Here is a 17,196-nt window from a genome sequence, read left to right as displayed (position 1 = left end):
CCATTTGCGGCATGAAGCATGCCCAAACCACCACGAAAGCAAAACAAATCCAAAAACGCGGTTTCCGTGACATATCAACGCCTTGAGCCGTGAGGTTCCAAGCTTGTGCGCATGGATATGTTTGCTTTTATCCGGTGGGACCAGAAGTAAGTCACCCGACGGATCTGACCGTCTCACCCGGGCCTGACTGACCCGGCTCCGGCTGCAGCCGGAAGCGTAACAGGGAGTGTTTGAATAGAATGACGACCCAGCAGAAAAAACCTTCTTCCGCACGTCACGGCTTCAAGACCGGTGAATCGATCGTGTACCCCGCACATGGCGTCGGTACCATCAGCGCTATCGAAGAGCAAGAAGTAGCAGGCATGAAGCTTGAACTTTTCGTTATCGATTTCGAGAAGGACAAGATGCGCCTTAAAGTGCCGGTCGCCAAGGCCATGAGCATCGGCATGCGTAAGCTCTCCGAGACCGATTTCGTCGAGCGTGCATTGAAGGTTGTGCAGGGCAAGGCGCGCGTTAAGCGTACCATGTGGTCCCGTCGGGCGCAGGAATATGATGCAAAGATCAATTCCGGCGACCTCATTTCCATCGCTGAAGTTGTCCGCGATCTTTATCGCGCCGAGAACCAGCCGGAGCAGTCCTATTCCGAACGCCAGCTTTACGAAGCTGCGCTTGACCGCATGGCACGCGAAATTGCTGCGGTGAACAAGATGTCGGAAACGGAAGCTGTCCGCCTCGTAGAGACCAATCTCAACAAGGGGCCGAAGCGCGGCAAGGCGATCGAAGAAGACGAATCTCAGGACGAAGCTGCATAAGCTCCCTGTTTTTCCTGCAAAAAAACCCGGCCTTGTGCCGGGTTTTTTTTGGAACTTTTTCTCTGCTGGCACGTTTCAATAATGTAGCTGCGGACCGCGTCGGGAACTGACATCACCCTCGAACGCTCGCATATCTGTAAACGTTCGATGAGGAGCGGATCATGCTTTCCACGTTCTGCCTAGCGGGCAACTTGAGGAACTTGATCCCACCCCGCTGTACTACCGGCGCATAACCCTAAGCTAGGGCCCCATCTGGAAACGTCCAGAGTTCGGGGCCTTTATACGTTCAAGACATGAATTTGGTCTGGGCAGCGATGTCCGGAAGCAAGAATTCTTTGCCCTTTTTTGGCGTCACGCCTGAATTCAGGAGACCGATATGAAGAACATGTCTGCAGACCGGCGCATGATTAAAATCGCCATGGCGGCTCCCTACCTTGCTCGCGAAGAGGAACACGATCTCGCAATCCGCTGGAAGAACAATGATGACCGCGGCGCTCGCAATCAGATCGCCATGGCCCACATGCGCCTTGTTATCTCGATGGCAGGAAAGTTCCGCAACTTCGGTCTGCCGATGAGCGACCTCGTGCAGGAAGGTTACGTCGGTCTGCTGGAGGCGGCTGCGCGCTTCGAGCCCGAGCGTGACGTCCGCTTCTCTACCTACGCAAGCTGGTGGATCCGTGCCTCGATTCAGGACTATATCCTTCGCAATTGGTCGATCGTTCGCGGCGGTACGAGTTCGGCGCAGAAGGCCCTGTTCTTCAATCTTCGCCGCCTGCGCGCCAAGCTCGCCAGAGGCGACACGCAGCTGACACTTCAATCCATTCATCAAGAAATCGCAGCAGCACTCGGCGTCAGCCTTTCCGACGTCCAAACGATGGATGCCAGGCTTTCGAGCAACGATGCCTCGCTGCAGGCCCCATCGGTCTCCGGCGATGCCGACAGCGCCGAGAAGATGGACTTCCTCGTTAGCGACGAGCCTCTGCCGGATGAGCAAGTATCGAACATGATCGACGGCGAGCGCCGGCGCAACTGGCTCGCTTCTGCTTTGAAGCACCTCAATGAGCGGGAGATGAAGATCATCAGCGCTCGGAGGCTTGCTGAAGATGGCGCGACGCTCGAGGAACTCGGCGCAGATCTCGGCATCTCCAAGGAACGTGTTCGGCAGATCGAGAGCCGGGCGATGGAAAAACTACGCAGCGCACTCGTGAGCGCAGACCCCTACATGGCCGCATCGGCCTGAACGAGCTTACTCCCCCAGCGATGGACTTGGCCCGGTGAAAGCCGGGCCTCTTTTTATTCCGCAATAATCTTGACGCGATCGCCGGGAGAAACTGAGGCGCCGGTCGGCAGCGCATTGATAAGCTTGAACAGATCGAGCTTTCGATCCGTACCCATCATCCGTGCAGCAAGCGTCGTGATGTTTTCGCCCGGCCGCACTTTGACCACCCTGACGCGCAACGGCTTCAATGATGCCGTCTCTTCCGGGGTCATGCGACGGAAGCTTGCTCGCAATACGTCCGCCGTCTGCTGCAGAGCGGCACTACCTTTCGGCACGGCTGTCAGGAACCGGAAAATCTGAGCATTGTTACGGATCACCGTGACGTCGAAGTCCCAGCGATCTGCGCTCGCCCGCGCCGTGGCAGCCTCCATTCCATTGATCGTGGTCTGCTGAATGGTGGAGGGATCGAGGCCAGTAACCCACCCGCTCGAGATATAGTTCGTGAGGCTCTGGTTCTGATTGTCGGCCACGCCGTCAAAACGGATCGCAACATCGCCGGGCCCAGTCGCCATGACCGCCTCGACCTTGTTGTCGATCTTGAAATCAGGCGGCACGTCGAAGCGAATGCCAAGCCCGCCGTGCAGGAAGGTCTGCCCGCGCACATAGCCTTCCTCAGGGCTGTCGCCGTACAGCAAGCCGTCGATGCCGTCGAGATAATAGTCCCTGCCCGTATCGCCGACCTTGCCCTCCTGACCGAAGGCTCGCGCATGATCGCGCGCCAGTTCGATGCGCTGGGCGGAATTCGGATGGCTGGATAGGAAGTCGAGGCTCTGGTCCGCCTCGGGGTCGACAGACATGAAGCGGCTGTAGGCGGCCATGGAGTCCAGGAACCGCGCGGCGGCGTAGGGATCGTACCCTGCTTCCCCGAGCATCCGGACGCCGATAACGTCGGCCTGCAATTCCTGCTGTCGCGAGAAAGCTGCCAATCGCAGCTTGCCGCGCGCCAGCGCCTGCTTGCCGGCAATATCGCTCGACAACACCTCGGCCACGACGCGGCTGGCGATGACTTCTGCCTCCTCGCGCTTCTGCCGTTCGATGCCATGGTTTGCCGTGACGTGACCCATCTCGTGCGAGAGAACCGCGGCAACCTCGGATGCATCTTTGGCGAGCGCCAGCAAACCACGCGTCACGTAGAGATAGCCCCCGGGCAGGGCAAACGCGTTGATGGCCGGGGAGTTCAGGATGGTGATGCGGTAGGATTGGCTCGGATTCTCGGAGACAGCGGTCAGCGCCCCCGCGATACGGGCAACCAGACGCTCGGTCTTCGCATCCTTATACTCGCCGCCATAGCTCGCCACGATGCGCGGATGCTCGCGCGCACCCATGGCGGCACGCGGATCATTCTTCTGCACCTCGTCGACAATCTGCGGATTAGAGGACGGCGCAACACTTGGCTGATAGGATTGCTCAAGAATGGATTGGCAACCATATAGCGCCATGCTTGTCGCACATACGACCGAGGCTCGTCGTACCAGACGGCACGCCGACGAGAGCACATCACTGGAAGGCGCGGGGAATTTCCACGTCGGCATACTGTCCAGTCTGTCTCTCCAGGTCATCTTGCTTGTCGACCGGTTCGCTTCCGCGACCCGGTCGGTCTCATGGTGATTCAACAGGCGTCCGTCCCCGTCCTTGCACTGCACAATCGGGGACACAAGTCTTTGCTGTAACTGATTTCCGCATCGGTTGCATAGCGAGACTCTAAGTAAATGTGGCGCCGTTGTATTTTAGCAAGCCTAACGTGCTTTTGAGTTTCCTCGGTCGCCTCAAATTATGGCGAAAGTGCCGTTGCAACCGCCAGATTCGTTAACTGCGGAGAAATTGCGTCAATCCGGGATGATCCTGGCGGCCAATAAATTCATCGATTGGGGCGGCTACCGCGATCCTGCCGTTCTCGATGAAAAGACCAAAGTCTGCGATGCGTTTGACCTCGTCCGGATCGTGCGACACCACGACGACGGTATTGCTCGTCTCGCGATGCATGTCGAGCAGCAGCGCCGCCATTCCATTTCGCAAGCCGGGGTCAAGCGCTGCAAAAGGTTCGTCCAGCAGGAGCACCGGCCGGTTGCGAACTAGCGCACGTGCAAAGGCCACCCGCTGCCGTTCCCCGCCGGAAAGCGTTCCCGGCATTCGTCGTTCAAACCCGCGGAGCCCGACCTTTTCAAGCGAAGACGTGATCGATTGGCGGTCAGCAGTTGTGAGCTTCATCGACGGGTTGATGCCAAGGCCGATGTTGGTAAGGACATCGAGATGCGCGAACAGATTGTTGTCCTGAAAGACGAGAGAGACGGCCCGCCGGGCCGGGTACTCGCTGGTCACATCCTTCCCCGCGATCAAGATCTGCCCTCGCTCAGCCACATCAAAGCCAGCCAGCAGATTGAGGAAGGTTGACTTGCCAGCACCGGACGCGCCCGTCACAGCAATCACAGCACCGACAGGAAGCCGGCAATCGAAGTGAAACTCCTGCACACCAAATTGGAGACCGACGTCGCGCATCTCGACCGAGAACCGCGGCTCAACCATGGAAAGCCACCTCTCGTCGCGCTGGCCCCATGGTGCCGGCGATTGTGAGCAGCAGGCAGAGGATGCCAAGGATCAGCGCTAGACCATCCGCATCGTTCGTCCGGTAACTCCCCATGCGGCTATAAACGAGCCAAGGCAACGTGACGAAACTGTCCGAGCCGAACAACGCGACGGCGCCAAGATCGCCGAGCGACAGCGCCATCGCAAACGAAAATGCCGTGAGCACTGGTTTAATCAGGGCCGGCATATCGATCAGGCGCAGCCGCATCCAGCCCGAGACACCAAGACTCGCCGCAAGTTTCTGCGTTCGGCGCTTGTGGACGATGAAAGCCGGCTCGAGGACACGCATCACAAAGGGCAGGGACATCAAAGCGTTGATCGCGACAATCAGCAGCGGAGCCACGGCGCTGGCGTCACCGAAGCTTCTCAGCGCTAGAAACCAGCCCGTCGCCAGGACGATCGGCGGCACGAGCAATACCAACGATGATGCGCCACCCATGGCGGCAAAGAACGCTCCTGCGCCTGAGATCCCTGAACGCCGGAGAAGCGCCGCCCGGCGCGCACCCACCAGCATCATCGAGACAAGTAAGGCGATAGTGGCCGCAGAGATCGAGATGGCAAGACTGGTCGCAGCCGACTGCCAGAAAATGGGTTCACCGAGCAGCCTCATGAGATTGGACCGAAGGCCAGCCAGAAGCACCGACATCAGAGGTAAACCAAGGAACAGAGCGGCGAACAGCAGGATGCTTCCATCCACGAGCCGCGCTCCCAACAGCCTACCATCCGGGCGCCTGATCGCCTTTCCGACAGTCATCCCTTCATCCCCGTACGCAGGAAGACATGACAGCGCCCCAAGGACGACCGATGTAAGGGCGATCTGCAGCAGGGAAAGCGTGACGGCCCGGCCCGGATCAAAATCAAAACGCAGCGACTGATATATGGCAACCTCGACGGTCGTTGCGGCCGGCCCGCCACCCAGTGTCAGCACCAGCGTGAAGCTCGTGGCGCAGAGCATGAAGATCAGGCCGGCGATCCCAGGAATGACCGAGCGCAGAACCGGCCATTCGATGAAACGGAAAATCGAACCGGGCCGCATGCCGAGACCACTCGCCATCAGCCAGTATTCCGCCGGCACCCGCTCCAATGCCGCCAGCATCAGGCGGCAAGCCAGCGGCATGTTGAAGAAGACATGCGCCAACAGGATCCCGGAAAGCCCGTAGATGCTGATCGGTTCCGCCATGCCGAGCTTGAGCAGCAGCGCGTTCGTAAGGCCCTGCCGCCCCCAGATGCCGATCAACCCCAGCGCCCCGATTAGGACAGGAAGCCCCATCGGCACGGCCATCAGTCGAATGATCCAGATGCGACCGGGGAAATGCTGCTGACGCGCCAGGGCCTGCGCGACCGGAATGGCACAAGCGATCGAGAGCAGCGTCGAGAGCAAGGCCTGCAACAAGGTGAAACGCAGGACCTGCAGGATGTAGGGTTCAAGCACCGCCGTCAGAATGGAGGAAACATCGCTCGAAAGGAGCAAGACGAAGACTGCAAAGCCGACGAAAAGGGCAATGCCGGCGAGACTAAAAGCCCCACCCAGCACCGCCCGTCGCATCTCAGCCTCGGTCAAAGGCATCAATTCATGCTCATGGCGGCCAGCCACTCATCGACGAAGGCCTTGCGCTTCTCAGCGACTTCATCCGAGCTCATCAGAAAGGTCTTTGATGGATTTACAAGCTTGCCGAACGCATCCGGCAGCGGCTGCGACGTCGCCGAAACCGGCATCATCCAGTTGTTGGTTGGAATCGTATCTTGGAAGCCCGGCGTCACCATGAATTTCAGGAACTCGCGTGCAAGCTCCTTGTCCGGCGCATTCTTCAGCAGGCCCGCCACCTCGATCTGGATGTAGTGGCCCTCTGAAAACGCAGCCGCCTGATAGCGGTCGGTATTTTCGGCGACCATGTGATAGGCAGGCGAGGTCGTGTAGGAGAGCACCATCGGCGCCTCACCCTTGGTGAAGAGCCCATAGGCTTCCGACCAGCCGGGGGTCACCGTCAGCACCCGCTTTTTGAGTTTTGCCCAGGCCTCAGGCGCCTTATCGCCGTAGACCGACTTCACCCACAGCAAGAGGCCTAGCCCAGGCGTCGAGGTGCGCGGATCCTCAATAACGATCTTTTGCGAAAGATCGCCTTCGACCAGGTCCTTCATGCTTTTCGGAGGATTTTTGATCGTCTGCGTGTCGTAGATGACGGCGAAGTGGCCATAATCATAAGGCACAAATACCTCATCCTTGTAGTTTCCCGGCACCTTGAGCGCACTGACGTCGACACCGCTCGCATCGAAGAGGCCGGTTGCCTTCGCTTCCGTGGTCAGGTTCGTATCCAGACCGAGCACGACATCCGCCTTCGTCGCAGCGCCCTCAAGTTTCAGACGCGATAACAACGCCACGCCATCGGCTACGCTCACGAACTTGACGCTGCAGCCGCAGGTCTTCTCGAATGCTTCCTTGACCTTCGGCCCCGGACCCCATTCGGATGTGAAGCTCTCATAGGTGTAGACGGTGAGCGTCTTGTCTGCCGCCTGTGCGCCTTGGCCGGCCAAGCCGATGGTCGCGACAAAGATCGTGGCAAGCAACGAACGGCTCGTGAACTTGAATTTGAACATGGCACCTCTCCTCTGGTTTGCTTGGAGGGGAAAAGGGCGGTGCCAGATGTCACGCGTCTAATCCCTCCGCCGGTGTTAGCCGGATCAGGTTCCGCGGGTTGGCTTTGAGCCTCTCAGCCGCGCGCCTCATGGCACGGGGCACCCCGTTAGAGCGTTTGAGATGTATCGCCACGCTTGGCGTCTTGCAAGGGGCGGCCTTGCGGCCGCCATCGGCGTTTTACTCCGCGGCTTCGGCGTTGGCGGTCGGCCGCACCTCAACGACACGAGGCAACTGTGTTGGTTTCAGCATCAAGGCAGCGCAAAGGCCAATCAGAGCGATTACGCAGGATGCCATGAAAAGCGGCATGAACGCACTGCCATAGGCTTCGGCAACGGCTTGACGCGCCTGCTCCGGCAAAGCTGCCAGCATCTTTGGAGTGAGTTGCTCGATGTCGGCTACTCCCGGAATGGAAACGCCCGTTTTGCCGAGTTGCGAGCCGACGATCGCGCCGTAGATGGAGATGGCGATCGATGCTCCGCCCATACGCGACAGCGTCACCGATCCTGTTGCGGCGCCGACGTCGCGCGCCGGGGCAGCATTCTGGACGCCGATGACCGGAACCTGTTGTGCAAGACCGACACCGAAGCCGTGGAGGGCCATCACCGCCCCGATCAACAGGACCGGTGTTCCGACATGAACCCGCGTCAGCAGCACAAACGCAATGGCGCTGCAAGTCAGGCTTGCGATGGCGAACGGCTTGTAGCGACCAGTGATGGAGATGATGCGGCCTGCCGAGAGTGACCCGCAAACGATGCCGCCGGTCAGAAGAATAAAGAACGCTCCAGCCGCCGACGGCGAAAGACCGGTCGTCGTTTGTAGGAACAACGCGAAATAATTGACCATCCCAATTCCAATCGCGCCGCTCATGATCGACATGATGAGCAACAGGCTGAACGTCGAATTGTGAAATAGAGACAGGGGAACAATCGGCTCTGCAGCGCGGCGCTCGACGAAAATCCAACCGATGGCCGCAGCTACGCCGAGCGTCATGATGGCCAGGTTTTGCGGAGCAAACAGCGAGCCGAAGACCTGAGCGCCGTCGGCGGCCAGAACGATGCTTGCCGTCGTCAAGGCGAGCAGCAGGGCGCCAGCGTAATCGATCTTCGGGCGGCGGTTTGGTTTCCGGTAAGGTAGCATCAAAGCCAGGCCGACAAGGACGACGAAACCGATCGGAACGTTGACAAGGAAGATCGAGCGCCAGCCGAAGAGATCGCTCATTGCGCCGCCAAGGACAGGCCCGATGGCGCCCGATGCCATCAGCACGAGGCTGGAATAGCTCTGGTACCGCGCCCGTTCCCGCGGCTCGAACAGGTCCGCGTTGACGGCAAAGATCGACACCATGATACCGCCGCCGCCAAGTCCCTGCAGCACGCGGGCAGCAATCAGCGTATTCATCGATACAGCCAGTCCGCAGACGGCAGAGCCGACGGTGAAGATCATGATCGCGGCCATCATCACATATTTGCGGCCGAAGAGATCGCCGAGCTTGCCGTAGAGAGGCATCACGGCGCTTACGGCGAGAAGATAGGCTGAGCCGACCCAACTGAACCGCTCGAGGTGGCCGAACTCGCCAACGATCGTCGGCAGAGCCGTTGCGACGATCTGATTGTCGAGCGTCGCCATGAACATCGCGGCCATCAGGAAAAGGAAGAGAATGAACCGCCGGCGATGATCCGTCACAAGCGGCGCCGCAGCAGCAATTTGAGTGTCCATAAAGCGTCGTTCCAAACGATGAGTTGATCTCGTTATGTGCTATCAGCATATAATTGTCAATGTCACGCGCTTGACTTCGGCATATTCTCAATCGACGCGTGGCGTGTTATGGTTTCGGAATGAATGAGAGCCTGATGAAACTGAACGACCCTGACGCGAACGAAGACGCCGGCATTTTGCGCATTGGTCAAAGTATGACCCGCATGCGCCTGATGACCGGACGTCGATTGATCGGGCGGCTCGCCATCCAAACAGTGGCACCCGGTCTTGAGCTATCGCACCTTGACGTGCTGGACGCAGTACGACGCGCTCAGGAAAGCGGCGACGTGACGGTCGGGACGATTGCCGAGATGATGCGGATCGACCCGTCGCGCGCAAGCCGCATCGTCGCAGAGATGGTGGGGCGGAACATCCTGCGGCGAAAGGCATCTCAGGCGGATGCGCGGCGGATTATCGTCGTGATGACGCCACTTGGACAGAGGTTGCTGTCGGAAATACGTGCGCAGAAGCTCTCATTCGTTTCCGAGGTGGTCAAAGACTGGAAACCTGAAGAGATCGAGGCGTTCGGAGAACTGTTCGAGAAGTTCATTTCCGGCTTCGAGAGTGTTTTTGAGGCACGCGTCAAGGATATCGCAGACGAAGCCTGAGCGACGGCCCTTTCCCTTCCCCCCTGCTTTGCGCTATGGGCAGTGCCCATGAGCCAATCCACCTTCACCATTCTGCTTGGCGGCGAGCTGCAGATAACCGATCGCCTGCGAAATGCCGTCTCTGGCAGCCGTTTCATCGCCGCCGACGGTGGTATGCGTCACGCAGCAGCACTCGGCGTCATCCCAGAGCTGTGGGTCGGTGATTTCGACTCGACGCCCCCAGATCTCGAGGGTGCCTTTCCCGATGTGCCCAGGCAACCTTATCCCGCTGCGAAGGCATTCACCGATGGCGAGATTGCGGTTGCGGAAGCGATCGCCCGCGGCGCGAAACGTCTTGTATTGGCCGGCGCCCTTGCGGGCGAGCGTTCCGACCACGCGATCCAGCACCTGCTCTATGCCGTCAGCCTGGCAGAGCAGGGTTACGATATGCTTCTGACATCCGGCGGCGAGGAGGCTGTGCCGCTGATTTCAGGCGCAATCGAACTGGACCTGCCACCTGACAGTCTGTTTTCTGTTCCCGGCTTTAGCGAGCTTCGCGGCCTGACAATCGAGAACGCGCGCTACCCGCTTGCCGATTTCCATTTGCCCTTCGGCTCGTCACGCACCATTTCCAATGTCGCGAAAGGCAAGGTGCGCCTTTCGCTCGAGAGCGGTCGCGCCATTGTGCTCGCGCGCCCCTACGATCTTTCCGGAGTCTGATCTTTGGCGCCCCCCATCCTGAAACTCGACGACGTCTTTCTCAGCTTCGGCGGCACGCCGTTGCTCGCCGGTGCCGCGCTGCAGGTCGAGCCCGGGGACAAGATCTGCCTCGTCGGCCGCAACGGCTCCGGAAAGTCGACGTTGCTGAAGATCGCTGCCGGACTCGTCGAAGCGCAGTCGGGAGAGGTGTTCCGCCATCCTTCGTCAACCGTGCGTTATCTCGAACAGGCGCCCGATTTTGCCAGCTTCAAGACCGTGCAGGCTTATGCCGAGGCCGGCCTCGGCCCGGGCGACGATCACTACCGTGTCACCTATCTGCTCTCGCATCTCGGCCTCACCGGCGAGGAGGATCCCAAAAACCTGTCAGGCGGAGAGGCACGCCGCGCAGCCCTTGCGCGCGTTCTCGCGCCGGAGCCCGACATCCTTCTCCTTGACGAGCCGACCAATCATCTCGACCTGCCGACCATCGAATGGCTGGAAGGCGAACTGCAGAAGAGCCGCAGTGCCCTCGTGCTGATCTCCCACGACCGACGCTTCCTCGAGAAGGTCTCGACGGCGACGGTCTGGCTCGACCGTGGCACATCGCGTCGGCTCGACAGGGGCTTTGCGCATTTCGAAGCCTGGCGTGACCAAGTTCTGGAAGCGGAAGAGCTCGAGCAGCACAAGCTCGGCAAGGCAATCGAGCGCGAAGAGCATTGGCTGCGATACGGCGTCACGGCACGGCGCAAGCGCAACATGCGCCGCCTTGGTGAGTTGCAGACGATGCGATCGCAATATCGTGGCCACAAAGGCCCACAGGGCACCGTGCAGGCTACGGTTTCGGACGCGCAGGAGTCCGGCAAGCTCGTCATCGAGGCCGAGAAGATCACGAAAACCTTCGGCGACCGGCCGATTGTTACCCCCTTCTCCATTCGCGTACATCGCGGTGATTGCATCGGTCTCGTTGGCCCGAACGGCGCCGGCAAAACCACGCTGCTGAAGATGCTGACCGGCCAGCTGGCGCCTGATAGCGGCACCGTCAAGCTCGGAACCAATCTGGAGATTGCGACGCTCGATCAGAAGCGCGAGGACCTCAATCCGGAAGAGACGCTCGCCCATTACCTGACGGATGGCCGCGGCGAGAACCTCCTCGTCAACGGCGAGCAGCGGCACGTGACTGGTTATATGAAGGAATTCCTGTTCCAGCCGGAACAGGCCCGCACGCCGATCAGGAGCCTGTCCGGCGGCGAGCGCGCGCGGCTGATGCTCGCCCGCATCATGTCGCGCCCGGCGAACCTATTAATCCTCGACGAGCCGACCAACGACCTTGATATCGAGACGCTAGATCTGCTGCAGGAAATCGTCGCGGGCTTCCCCGGCACCGTGATCCTCGTCAGCCACGACCGCGACTTCCTAGACCGCACGGTGACCTCGACCATTGCACCTGCTGTGCCGGATGCGCCGGACGGTCGCTGGATTGAATATGCAGGCGGCTACTCAGACATGCTCGCGCAACGAAAAGGCGCCATCGAAGAGCGAAGGAAGGCCGAAAAGGCGGCAGGGCGAGCGAAGCCCCAGGAAACAGCCGCCTCCTCCGAGACGGCAAAAGCAAAGGGCAAGCTTTCCTTCAAACAAAAGTTCGCGCTCGAGAATCTTCCGAAGGAAATGGCCAAGGCAGAGGCCGAGATTGCCAAACGCGAGGAGCGCATGGCCGACCCCAGCCTGTTCACCAGGGACCCCACAACCTTCAACCGGCTTGCGGCGGAGATGGAGAAGCTCCGTGGCAGCCTGACGAAGATGGAAGAGGAATGGCTGGAACTCGAGATGCTTCGGGAGGAATTGGAGGGCTGAGCCTTCGCGCCCCTTCGACCTGATCGCACTTTATCCGCGTAACTCGATTTTCACGTTTCATTGATTCGTCAGTCCGCGATTGGCAAGATTAAGCTTGCCTATCCGCAACTTGCACGAGGCAAGGAAGCACATCATGCCATACATCCTCAAAACATCGACCGCGCTCATCTGGGCCGCGGGTTTCCTAACTATTGCATCGCACGTAGCGCTTGCGCAGGAAGCGCAGCGCGTGCGTGGAGCCATTGAGAGCCTGAACGGCAACACGCTGGTGGTAAAGACGCGAGAAGGCACAGAGCAAACGGTGACATTGAAGCCGGATTGGAAGGTCCGCGGCATCAAGAAAGCTTCCGTCGAAGACATCAAGCCGGGCGATTTCGTTGGCGTTGCGTCGCTGCCGAGTGCCGACGGCGGCGACGGCGCTCTTGAAGTGCTGATCTTCCCGGCCGCAATGAAGGGCACCGGCGAAGGCAGTCGCCCCTGGGACCTGAAGCCAAACAGCACGATGACCAACGCCACCGTCGCGAAGGCCGTCAAGGCAGTCGATGGCCATACCATCACGCTCACCTATCAGGGCAAGGAAAAGACGATATCCATCGCCGATGATACACCGATTGTCACCTTCGCTCCGGCTGACAAGGCCGACCTCGTCGCCGGCGCTCGCGTGATCGTGATGGGTCAGAAGGCACCTGACGGGACAGTGTCCGCCACAAACGTAACGGTCGGCACAAACGGCGTCGTCCCGCCCATGTAGGTCGTCAGACGACGGGCGCGGGCGCGTTTGCTGCTTTTGTCACCACCTTGGCCTCCGGCTTCGCGTGCAAAGCCTCCAGATGCAGCACACGAGGCTTGAAGGTCTCGACGTATGTGTCTGACCGGCCGATATAGATCATCGCCGCCTCCGGCATGGACGCAAGAACCTCCATCATTGTGGACTGCCATTCCGGCTCCATGCCTTCCAGCACTTCATCGAAGACAATCCACTTCGGGCGTACAAGAAGCAAGCGCGCGAAGCCTATAGCCCGCTGCTCATCGGAATCGAGCAGCTTGTCCCAGCGGGCTCGCGTATCAAGTCGGGAAACCAGATTGTGAAGGCCGGCCCTCTCCAATGCCACCACGACGTCGGCATTCTGATAAGTCTCCACGGGCTCCGGAAACGCTAGCGCTTCGCGAAGCGTGCCGCCCGGGATGTAGGCCGACTGCGGGACGAACAGCATGTCATCCGCGGGTGGCAGGCCGATCTTGCCGCCACCGCAGGGCCAGAGTTCGGAAAGCGCAAGGAAAAGCAGCTTGCGGTTCACGTTGTGATCGCCGTTGATCATGATCTTCTCACCGGCTTTGATCGTCACCGCGCCTTCCTGGATACGGAAGCCACCGCACTGGTCGATCTCTTCGCCGATCTTGGCGGCGATCCGGACATGATCGAGCGTCAGAGTTCCGGGAGGATTCCGCTCATACTTGATCGTGCCCCTCATGTTGATCTCGTCGTTCATGCTGGTAAGAGCCTGACGAAAATCGGTGACACGCATCAGCGTGGCACGCCATTCGGCAATGGGACCGAAGTTCGCGACATACCAGCGAAGGGCGGTGTTGACCTGGTTGAAGGCGCCGACCGACACCATCAACTGCCCGAACGTCAATCCGCCAGAGAAATAGGCCGGTGCTGCGACGATGATCGGGATAACAACGACGAGCCAGCCGTAACCGGCCGATACCCAGGTCAGATTGACATTGGCCATCGCTACCCGCTTGATAACGGTGAGAACCGCGCTGATGTCGGTATTGATACGCTTCTGCTCGTTTTCTTCCCCTCGAGCGACGGTGATAGCCGGCATGTTCTCGTTGGCATGCATCAACGCGAAGCGCAGTTCCGCCTCCTTCGAGAAGCGATCCGCGTTGAGCTTTACAAGCTTGCGACCCACCAGCTGACTGAGAATGGATGCGGATGCCGCGTAGAAAATGGCTGCCCAGACCATATAACCTGGAATGGAAAAGGAATGCGCGCCGAAACGAAAGACAAAGCCGCTGGACAGGTCCCATAGCACGCCGATGAAACTGATGAGCAGGATCGTCGCCTGCACCAGCCCGATCATGAGGCTTGTGGTGCTTTCAGCGAGGTTGCGCGCATCCTCATGCAGACGCTGATCGGGATTGACGCCGATCAGGCCGCTGGCCGAGAGACGGAGAGCACGCTTGCGCTGAAGCCACTGGCTGACCAGGTCCCGCGTCAGGCCCTCGCGCATGTAGACTGCGGTCATCTGATTGAGCCAGGCCTGCACGACGTTGAGCAGCAGCAGAATGCCCGCAATCACCGCGAAGACCTTCAACTGATGGAAAAACCCAGGCAGATCTCGTCGAGCGATGCTGTCGTAAAACGGGGCGTTCCACTGGTTGAGGATCACGGTCGCATAGGCAGTGGCGAGAATGATGCCAATCAGCGCCGGCGCGATCACCAGCACCTTTCCTCGCACCGGTGAATGCCAGAAAGCCGAGAACATCACCTTCAAGCGATAGCCCAGGCTCAGGTCGTACCCTACTCTGTCCTGCCCTTGAATGCTTGGCCTGCCTTCGAGGTCATCTGCCATTACGCGTCCCTAGCCGTCATTCTATTTCAATAACCATGGTGACTCGCCATGTCCACCAACAGATTCTAGCAGTCATTAACGCGGCAGTGACTTCACATCGACCCATCCATTCGTTTAGGCAATTGATTCGCTGAAGGACTAGCGCTATTTAAAACGCTCCGTGGTGATTTGGCCGGCCGGCTTGCAGCCACGTTAAAGAAGTTGCTAAAGGGCCGCGTGCGGACCGATAGCGATGTATTCGTTGTTTTGATCGAGTGACCGCAATGCCAATCAAGATCCCCGATACCTTGCCTGCGTTCGAAACCCTGGTTCAGGAAGGCGTTCGCGTGATGACCGAGACGGTGGCGATCCGTCAGGACATCCGGCCGCTGCAGATCGGCCTGCTCAACCTCATGCCGAACAAGATCAAGACGGAGTTGCAGGTGGCTCGCCTGGTCGGCGCCTCTCCGCTGCAGGTCGAGCTTTCGCTCATTCGCGTCGGTAATCACAAAGCAAAAAACACCTCGGAAGACCATCTTCTCGCCTTCTATCAGACGTGGGAGGAAGTGAAGCATCGCAAGTTCGATGGCTTCATCACTACCGGCGCGCCCATCGAGACGCTGCCCTACGAGGATGTGAACTATTGGGGCGAAATGCAGCAGATTTTCGACTGGACGGAAACCAATGTCCATTCATCGATGAACGTCTGCTGGGGTGCGATGGCCGCCATCTATCACTTCCACGGTGTTCCTAAGTACGAACTCAAGGAGAAGGCTTTCGGCGTCTACCGCCACCGGAACTTGAAGCCATCGTCGGTCTACTTGAACGGTTTCTCGGACAATTTCGAGGTTCCCGTTTCGCGTTGGACCGAGGTTCGCCGCGACGATATCGAGAAGTCGGAGAACCTGGAGATCCTGATGGAATCCAGCGAGATGGGCGTCTGCCTCGTGCATGAACGGAAGGGCAAGCGGCTCTACATGTTCAATCACGTGGAGTATGATTCAACGTCCCTGTCCGACGAGTATTTTCGCGACGTGAATGCCGGCGTGCCGATCAAGATGCCGCACAACTATTTCCCGCATAACGATCCCTCGCTGACGCCGCAGAACCGCTGGCGCAGCCACGCTCATCTGTTGTTTGGCAACTGGATCAACGAGATCTACCAAACCACCCCTTACGATCTCAACGATATCGGCAAGGACGCCTAACGCTGCCGGCGTTAGCACAACGCTGAAGAAGTGCAGGCAAACTGAAAGTATTACTTTTTTGCGGCACACCCGTTGCGGTTTGCGGTAAATGGGGGCACGTTCCTGCCTCACTTGAAGGTATATCAGGACAGTCGCAATGGCGGAAATGTTGAAACGGGAAGTTTTCGGGCAGACCAAATCGGGCGAAACCGTCCATCGCGTCGAGATCAAAGGCGGTGGGTTGACGGCCAAGGTTCTCACCTGGGGCGCCGTTATTCAGGATCTCCGCCTCGACGGCCACGAGGCGCCCCTCGTGCTCGGCTTCGACGACTTCGACAGCTACCCGACTCACTCCTCCTATTTTGGTGCGACACCAGGCCGCTGCGCGAACCGCATCGGTGGCGGCAAATTCACCTTGGACGGCGTGAAGTATCAGCTCGATCTCAACGAGAAGGGCGTGACGCATCTTCATGGCGGCAACGGCAATATCGCCCAGCAAAACTGGACAATCGTCGAGCATGACGTCGACCGGGTCGTCCTGAAGATCGTCGATGTGGACGGGCGCGCCGGCTACCCCGGCAATTGCACCATCCAGGCCACGTACCGGGTCCATGGCGACGGCGAACTGTCCGTCATCTACGAAACGATCAGCGACCAGCCTACGATCGCCAATGTTTGCCAACACACCTACTTCAACCTCGACGGCCGTGACGATGCCCTCGGCCACGACATCATGATCGCGGCCGACGGCTATCTCGTCACGGATGAGCTGCAGGTTCCGACGGGAGAAATCCGATCCGTTGCCGGAACCGTCTTCGACTTCCGCGAGATGTCCCCGATGCAGCGGTTCGACGGCAGCGAACAGGCGCTCTACGATCATAATTTCTGCCTCTCCGAGGATCGAACGGCGAAGCGGTCTGTCGCGCTCGCCCGCAGCCTGAATTCAGGCGTTTCGCTGGAGGTGCGCACGACGGAGCCCGGCGTGCAGTTCTATGCCGCCTTCAAACTCGACGTGACCGTTCCCGGCCTTGACGGGCGCAAATATGGCCCCTTCGCCGGCTTCTGCCTGGAAACACAAGTCTGGCCGGATGCAATCAACCATCGGGGGTTCCCCAACGCTGTTTTGCGCCCTGGCGAAGTGTTGCGTCAGGAAACGGACTATATTTTCTCGAAGAGCTAACGCGCGCTCCCTGCCCGATCAAAGAAAACCCTCACAGGCCGCCTGCGAGGGTTTTTTCTTTTCCAGCTGA

Annotated in this window: 14 protein-coding genes and 2 riboswitches; of the genes, 8 read left to right on the top strand and 6 right to left on the bottom strand. The window is 59.3% G+C overall.

The window, feature by feature from the left end:
* The first annotated feature begins 239 nt into the window (after positions 1–239).
* Together FHT76_RS13755 and FHT76_RS13750 are read left to right on the top strand one after the other, a co-directional pair.
* Entirely contained in the window at positions 240–812 is a 573-nt protein-coding gene (locus FHT76_RS13755; RefSeq protein ID WP_007528356.1) for a CarD family transcriptional regulator, read from the top strand.
* A gap of 376 nt (positions 813–1,188) precedes the next feature.
* Entirely contained in the window at positions 1,189–2,052 is an 864-nt protein-coding gene (locus FHT76_RS13750; protein ID WP_007528357.1) for an RNA polymerase factor sigma-32, read from the top strand.
* Positions 2,053–2,105: 53 nt separating this feature from the next.
* On the opposite strand, the gene FHT76_RS13745 is transcribed toward FHT76_RS13750, so the two are convergent.
* From FHT76_RS13745 to FHT76_RS13725, 5 genes are all read right to left on the bottom strand, one after another.
* A complete protein-coding gene (locus tag FHT76_RS13745; protein ID WP_259126918.1) occupies positions 2,106–3,650 on the bottom strand; it encodes a M48 family metalloprotease in 1,545 nt (514 codons plus the stop codon).
* Between the two features lie 247 nt (positions 3,651–3,897).
* Positions 3,898–4,614 (bottom strand): ATP-binding cassette domain-containing protein, encoded by a 717-nt coding sequence (locus FHT76_RS13740; protein ID WP_183863795.1) that lies wholly within the window; start codon positions 4,612–4,614, stop codon positions 3,898–3,900.
* Positions 4,607–6,241 (bottom strand): thiamine/thiamine pyrophosphate ABC transporter permease ThiP, encoded by a 1,635-nt coding sequence (gene thiP / locus FHT76_RS13735; protein ID WP_259185625.1) that lies wholly within the window; start codon positions 6,239–6,241, stop codon positions 4,607–4,609. The genes FHT76_RS13740 and thiP overlap by 8 nt, the downstream gene beginning before the upstream one ends.
* Positions 6,241–7,269 (bottom strand): thiamine ABC transporter substrate binding subunit, encoded by a 1,029-nt coding sequence (gene thiB / locus FHT76_RS13730; protein WP_183863797.1) that lies wholly within the window; start codon positions 7,267–7,269, stop codon positions 6,241–6,243. Before thiB ends, thiP begins: the two co-directional genes overlap by 1 nt.
* 44 nt (positions 7,270–7,313) lie before the next feature.
* Positions 7,314–7,425: riboswitch (TPP riboswitch) on the bottom strand.
* Positions 7,426–7,486: 61 nt separating this feature from the next.
* A complete protein-coding gene (locus FHT76_RS13725; RefSeq protein WP_183863798.1) occupies positions 7,487–9,022 on the bottom strand; it encodes an MDR family MFS transporter in 1,536 nt (511 codons plus the stop codon).
* 119 nt (positions 9,023–9,141) lie between these two features.
* Between FHT76_RS13725 and FHT76_RS13720 the strand changes: the two genes are divergently transcribed.
* The 4 genes from FHT76_RS13720 (at position 9,142) to FHT76_RS13705 (ending at position 12,949) form a co-directional block, all read left to right on the top strand.
* Complete coding sequence (locus FHT76_RS13720) at positions 9,142–9,669, top strand: MarR family winged helix-turn-helix transcriptional regulator (RefSeq protein WP_183755082.1); 528 nt, start codon at positions 9,142–9,144, stop codon at positions 9,667–9,669.
* Between the two features lie 48 nt (positions 9,670–9,717).
* Complete coding sequence (locus FHT76_RS13715) at positions 9,718–10,368, top strand: thiamine diphosphokinase (RefSeq protein WP_183863799.1); 651 nt, start codon at positions 9,718–9,720, stop codon at positions 10,366–10,368.
* A 3-nt stretch (positions 10,369–10,371) separates the two neighbouring features.
* Entirely contained in the window at positions 10,372–12,198 is a 1,827-nt protein-coding gene (locus FHT76_RS13710; RefSeq protein ID WP_183863800.1) for an ABC-F family ATP-binding cassette domain-containing protein, read from the top strand.
* Between the two features lie 133 nt (positions 12,199–12,331).
* The gene (locus tag FHT76_RS13705; RefSeq protein WP_183863801.1) at positions 12,332–12,949 is read left to right on the top strand and encodes a DUF5666 domain-containing protein; all 618 of its coding nucleotides are present in this window, start codon (positions 12,332–12,334) and stop codon (positions 12,947–12,949) included.
* A 4-nt stretch (positions 12,950–12,953) separates the two neighbouring features.
* Here the strand turns inward: FHT76_RS13705 and FHT76_RS13700 are convergent, their stop codons facing one another.
* On the bottom strand, positions 12,954–14,780 hold the full coding sequence (locus tag FHT76_RS13700; protein ID WP_183755078.1) for an ABC transporter ATP-binding protein/permease: 1,827 nt from the start codon (positions 14,778–14,780) through the stop codon (positions 12,954–12,956).
* Between the two features lie 150 nt (positions 14,781–14,930).
* A riboswitch (SAM riboswitch) is annotated at positions 14,931–15,008 on the top strand.
* Between the two features lie 35 nt (positions 15,009–15,043).
* Between FHT76_RS13700 and metA the strand changes: the two genes are divergently transcribed.
* Positions 15,044–15,967, top strand: a complete 924-nt coding sequence (metA, locus tag FHT76_RS13695; RefSeq protein WP_183863802.1) for a homoserine O-succinyltransferase — start codon at positions 15,044–15,046, stop codon at positions 15,965–15,967.
* Between the two features lie 136 nt (positions 15,968–16,103).
* Positions 16,104–17,126, top strand: a complete 1,023-nt coding sequence (locus FHT76_RS13690) for an aldose epimerase family protein (RefSeq protein ID WP_183863803.1) — start codon at positions 16,104–16,106, stop codon at positions 17,124–17,126.
* Positions 17,127–17,196 lie beyond the last annotated feature (70 nt).

The sequence above is a fragment of the Rhizobium sp. BK176 genome (genome assembly GCF_024808055.1).
Note: the sequence above shows the minus strand (reverse complement) of the source record. Positions and strands in the feature narration are given on the sequence as shown.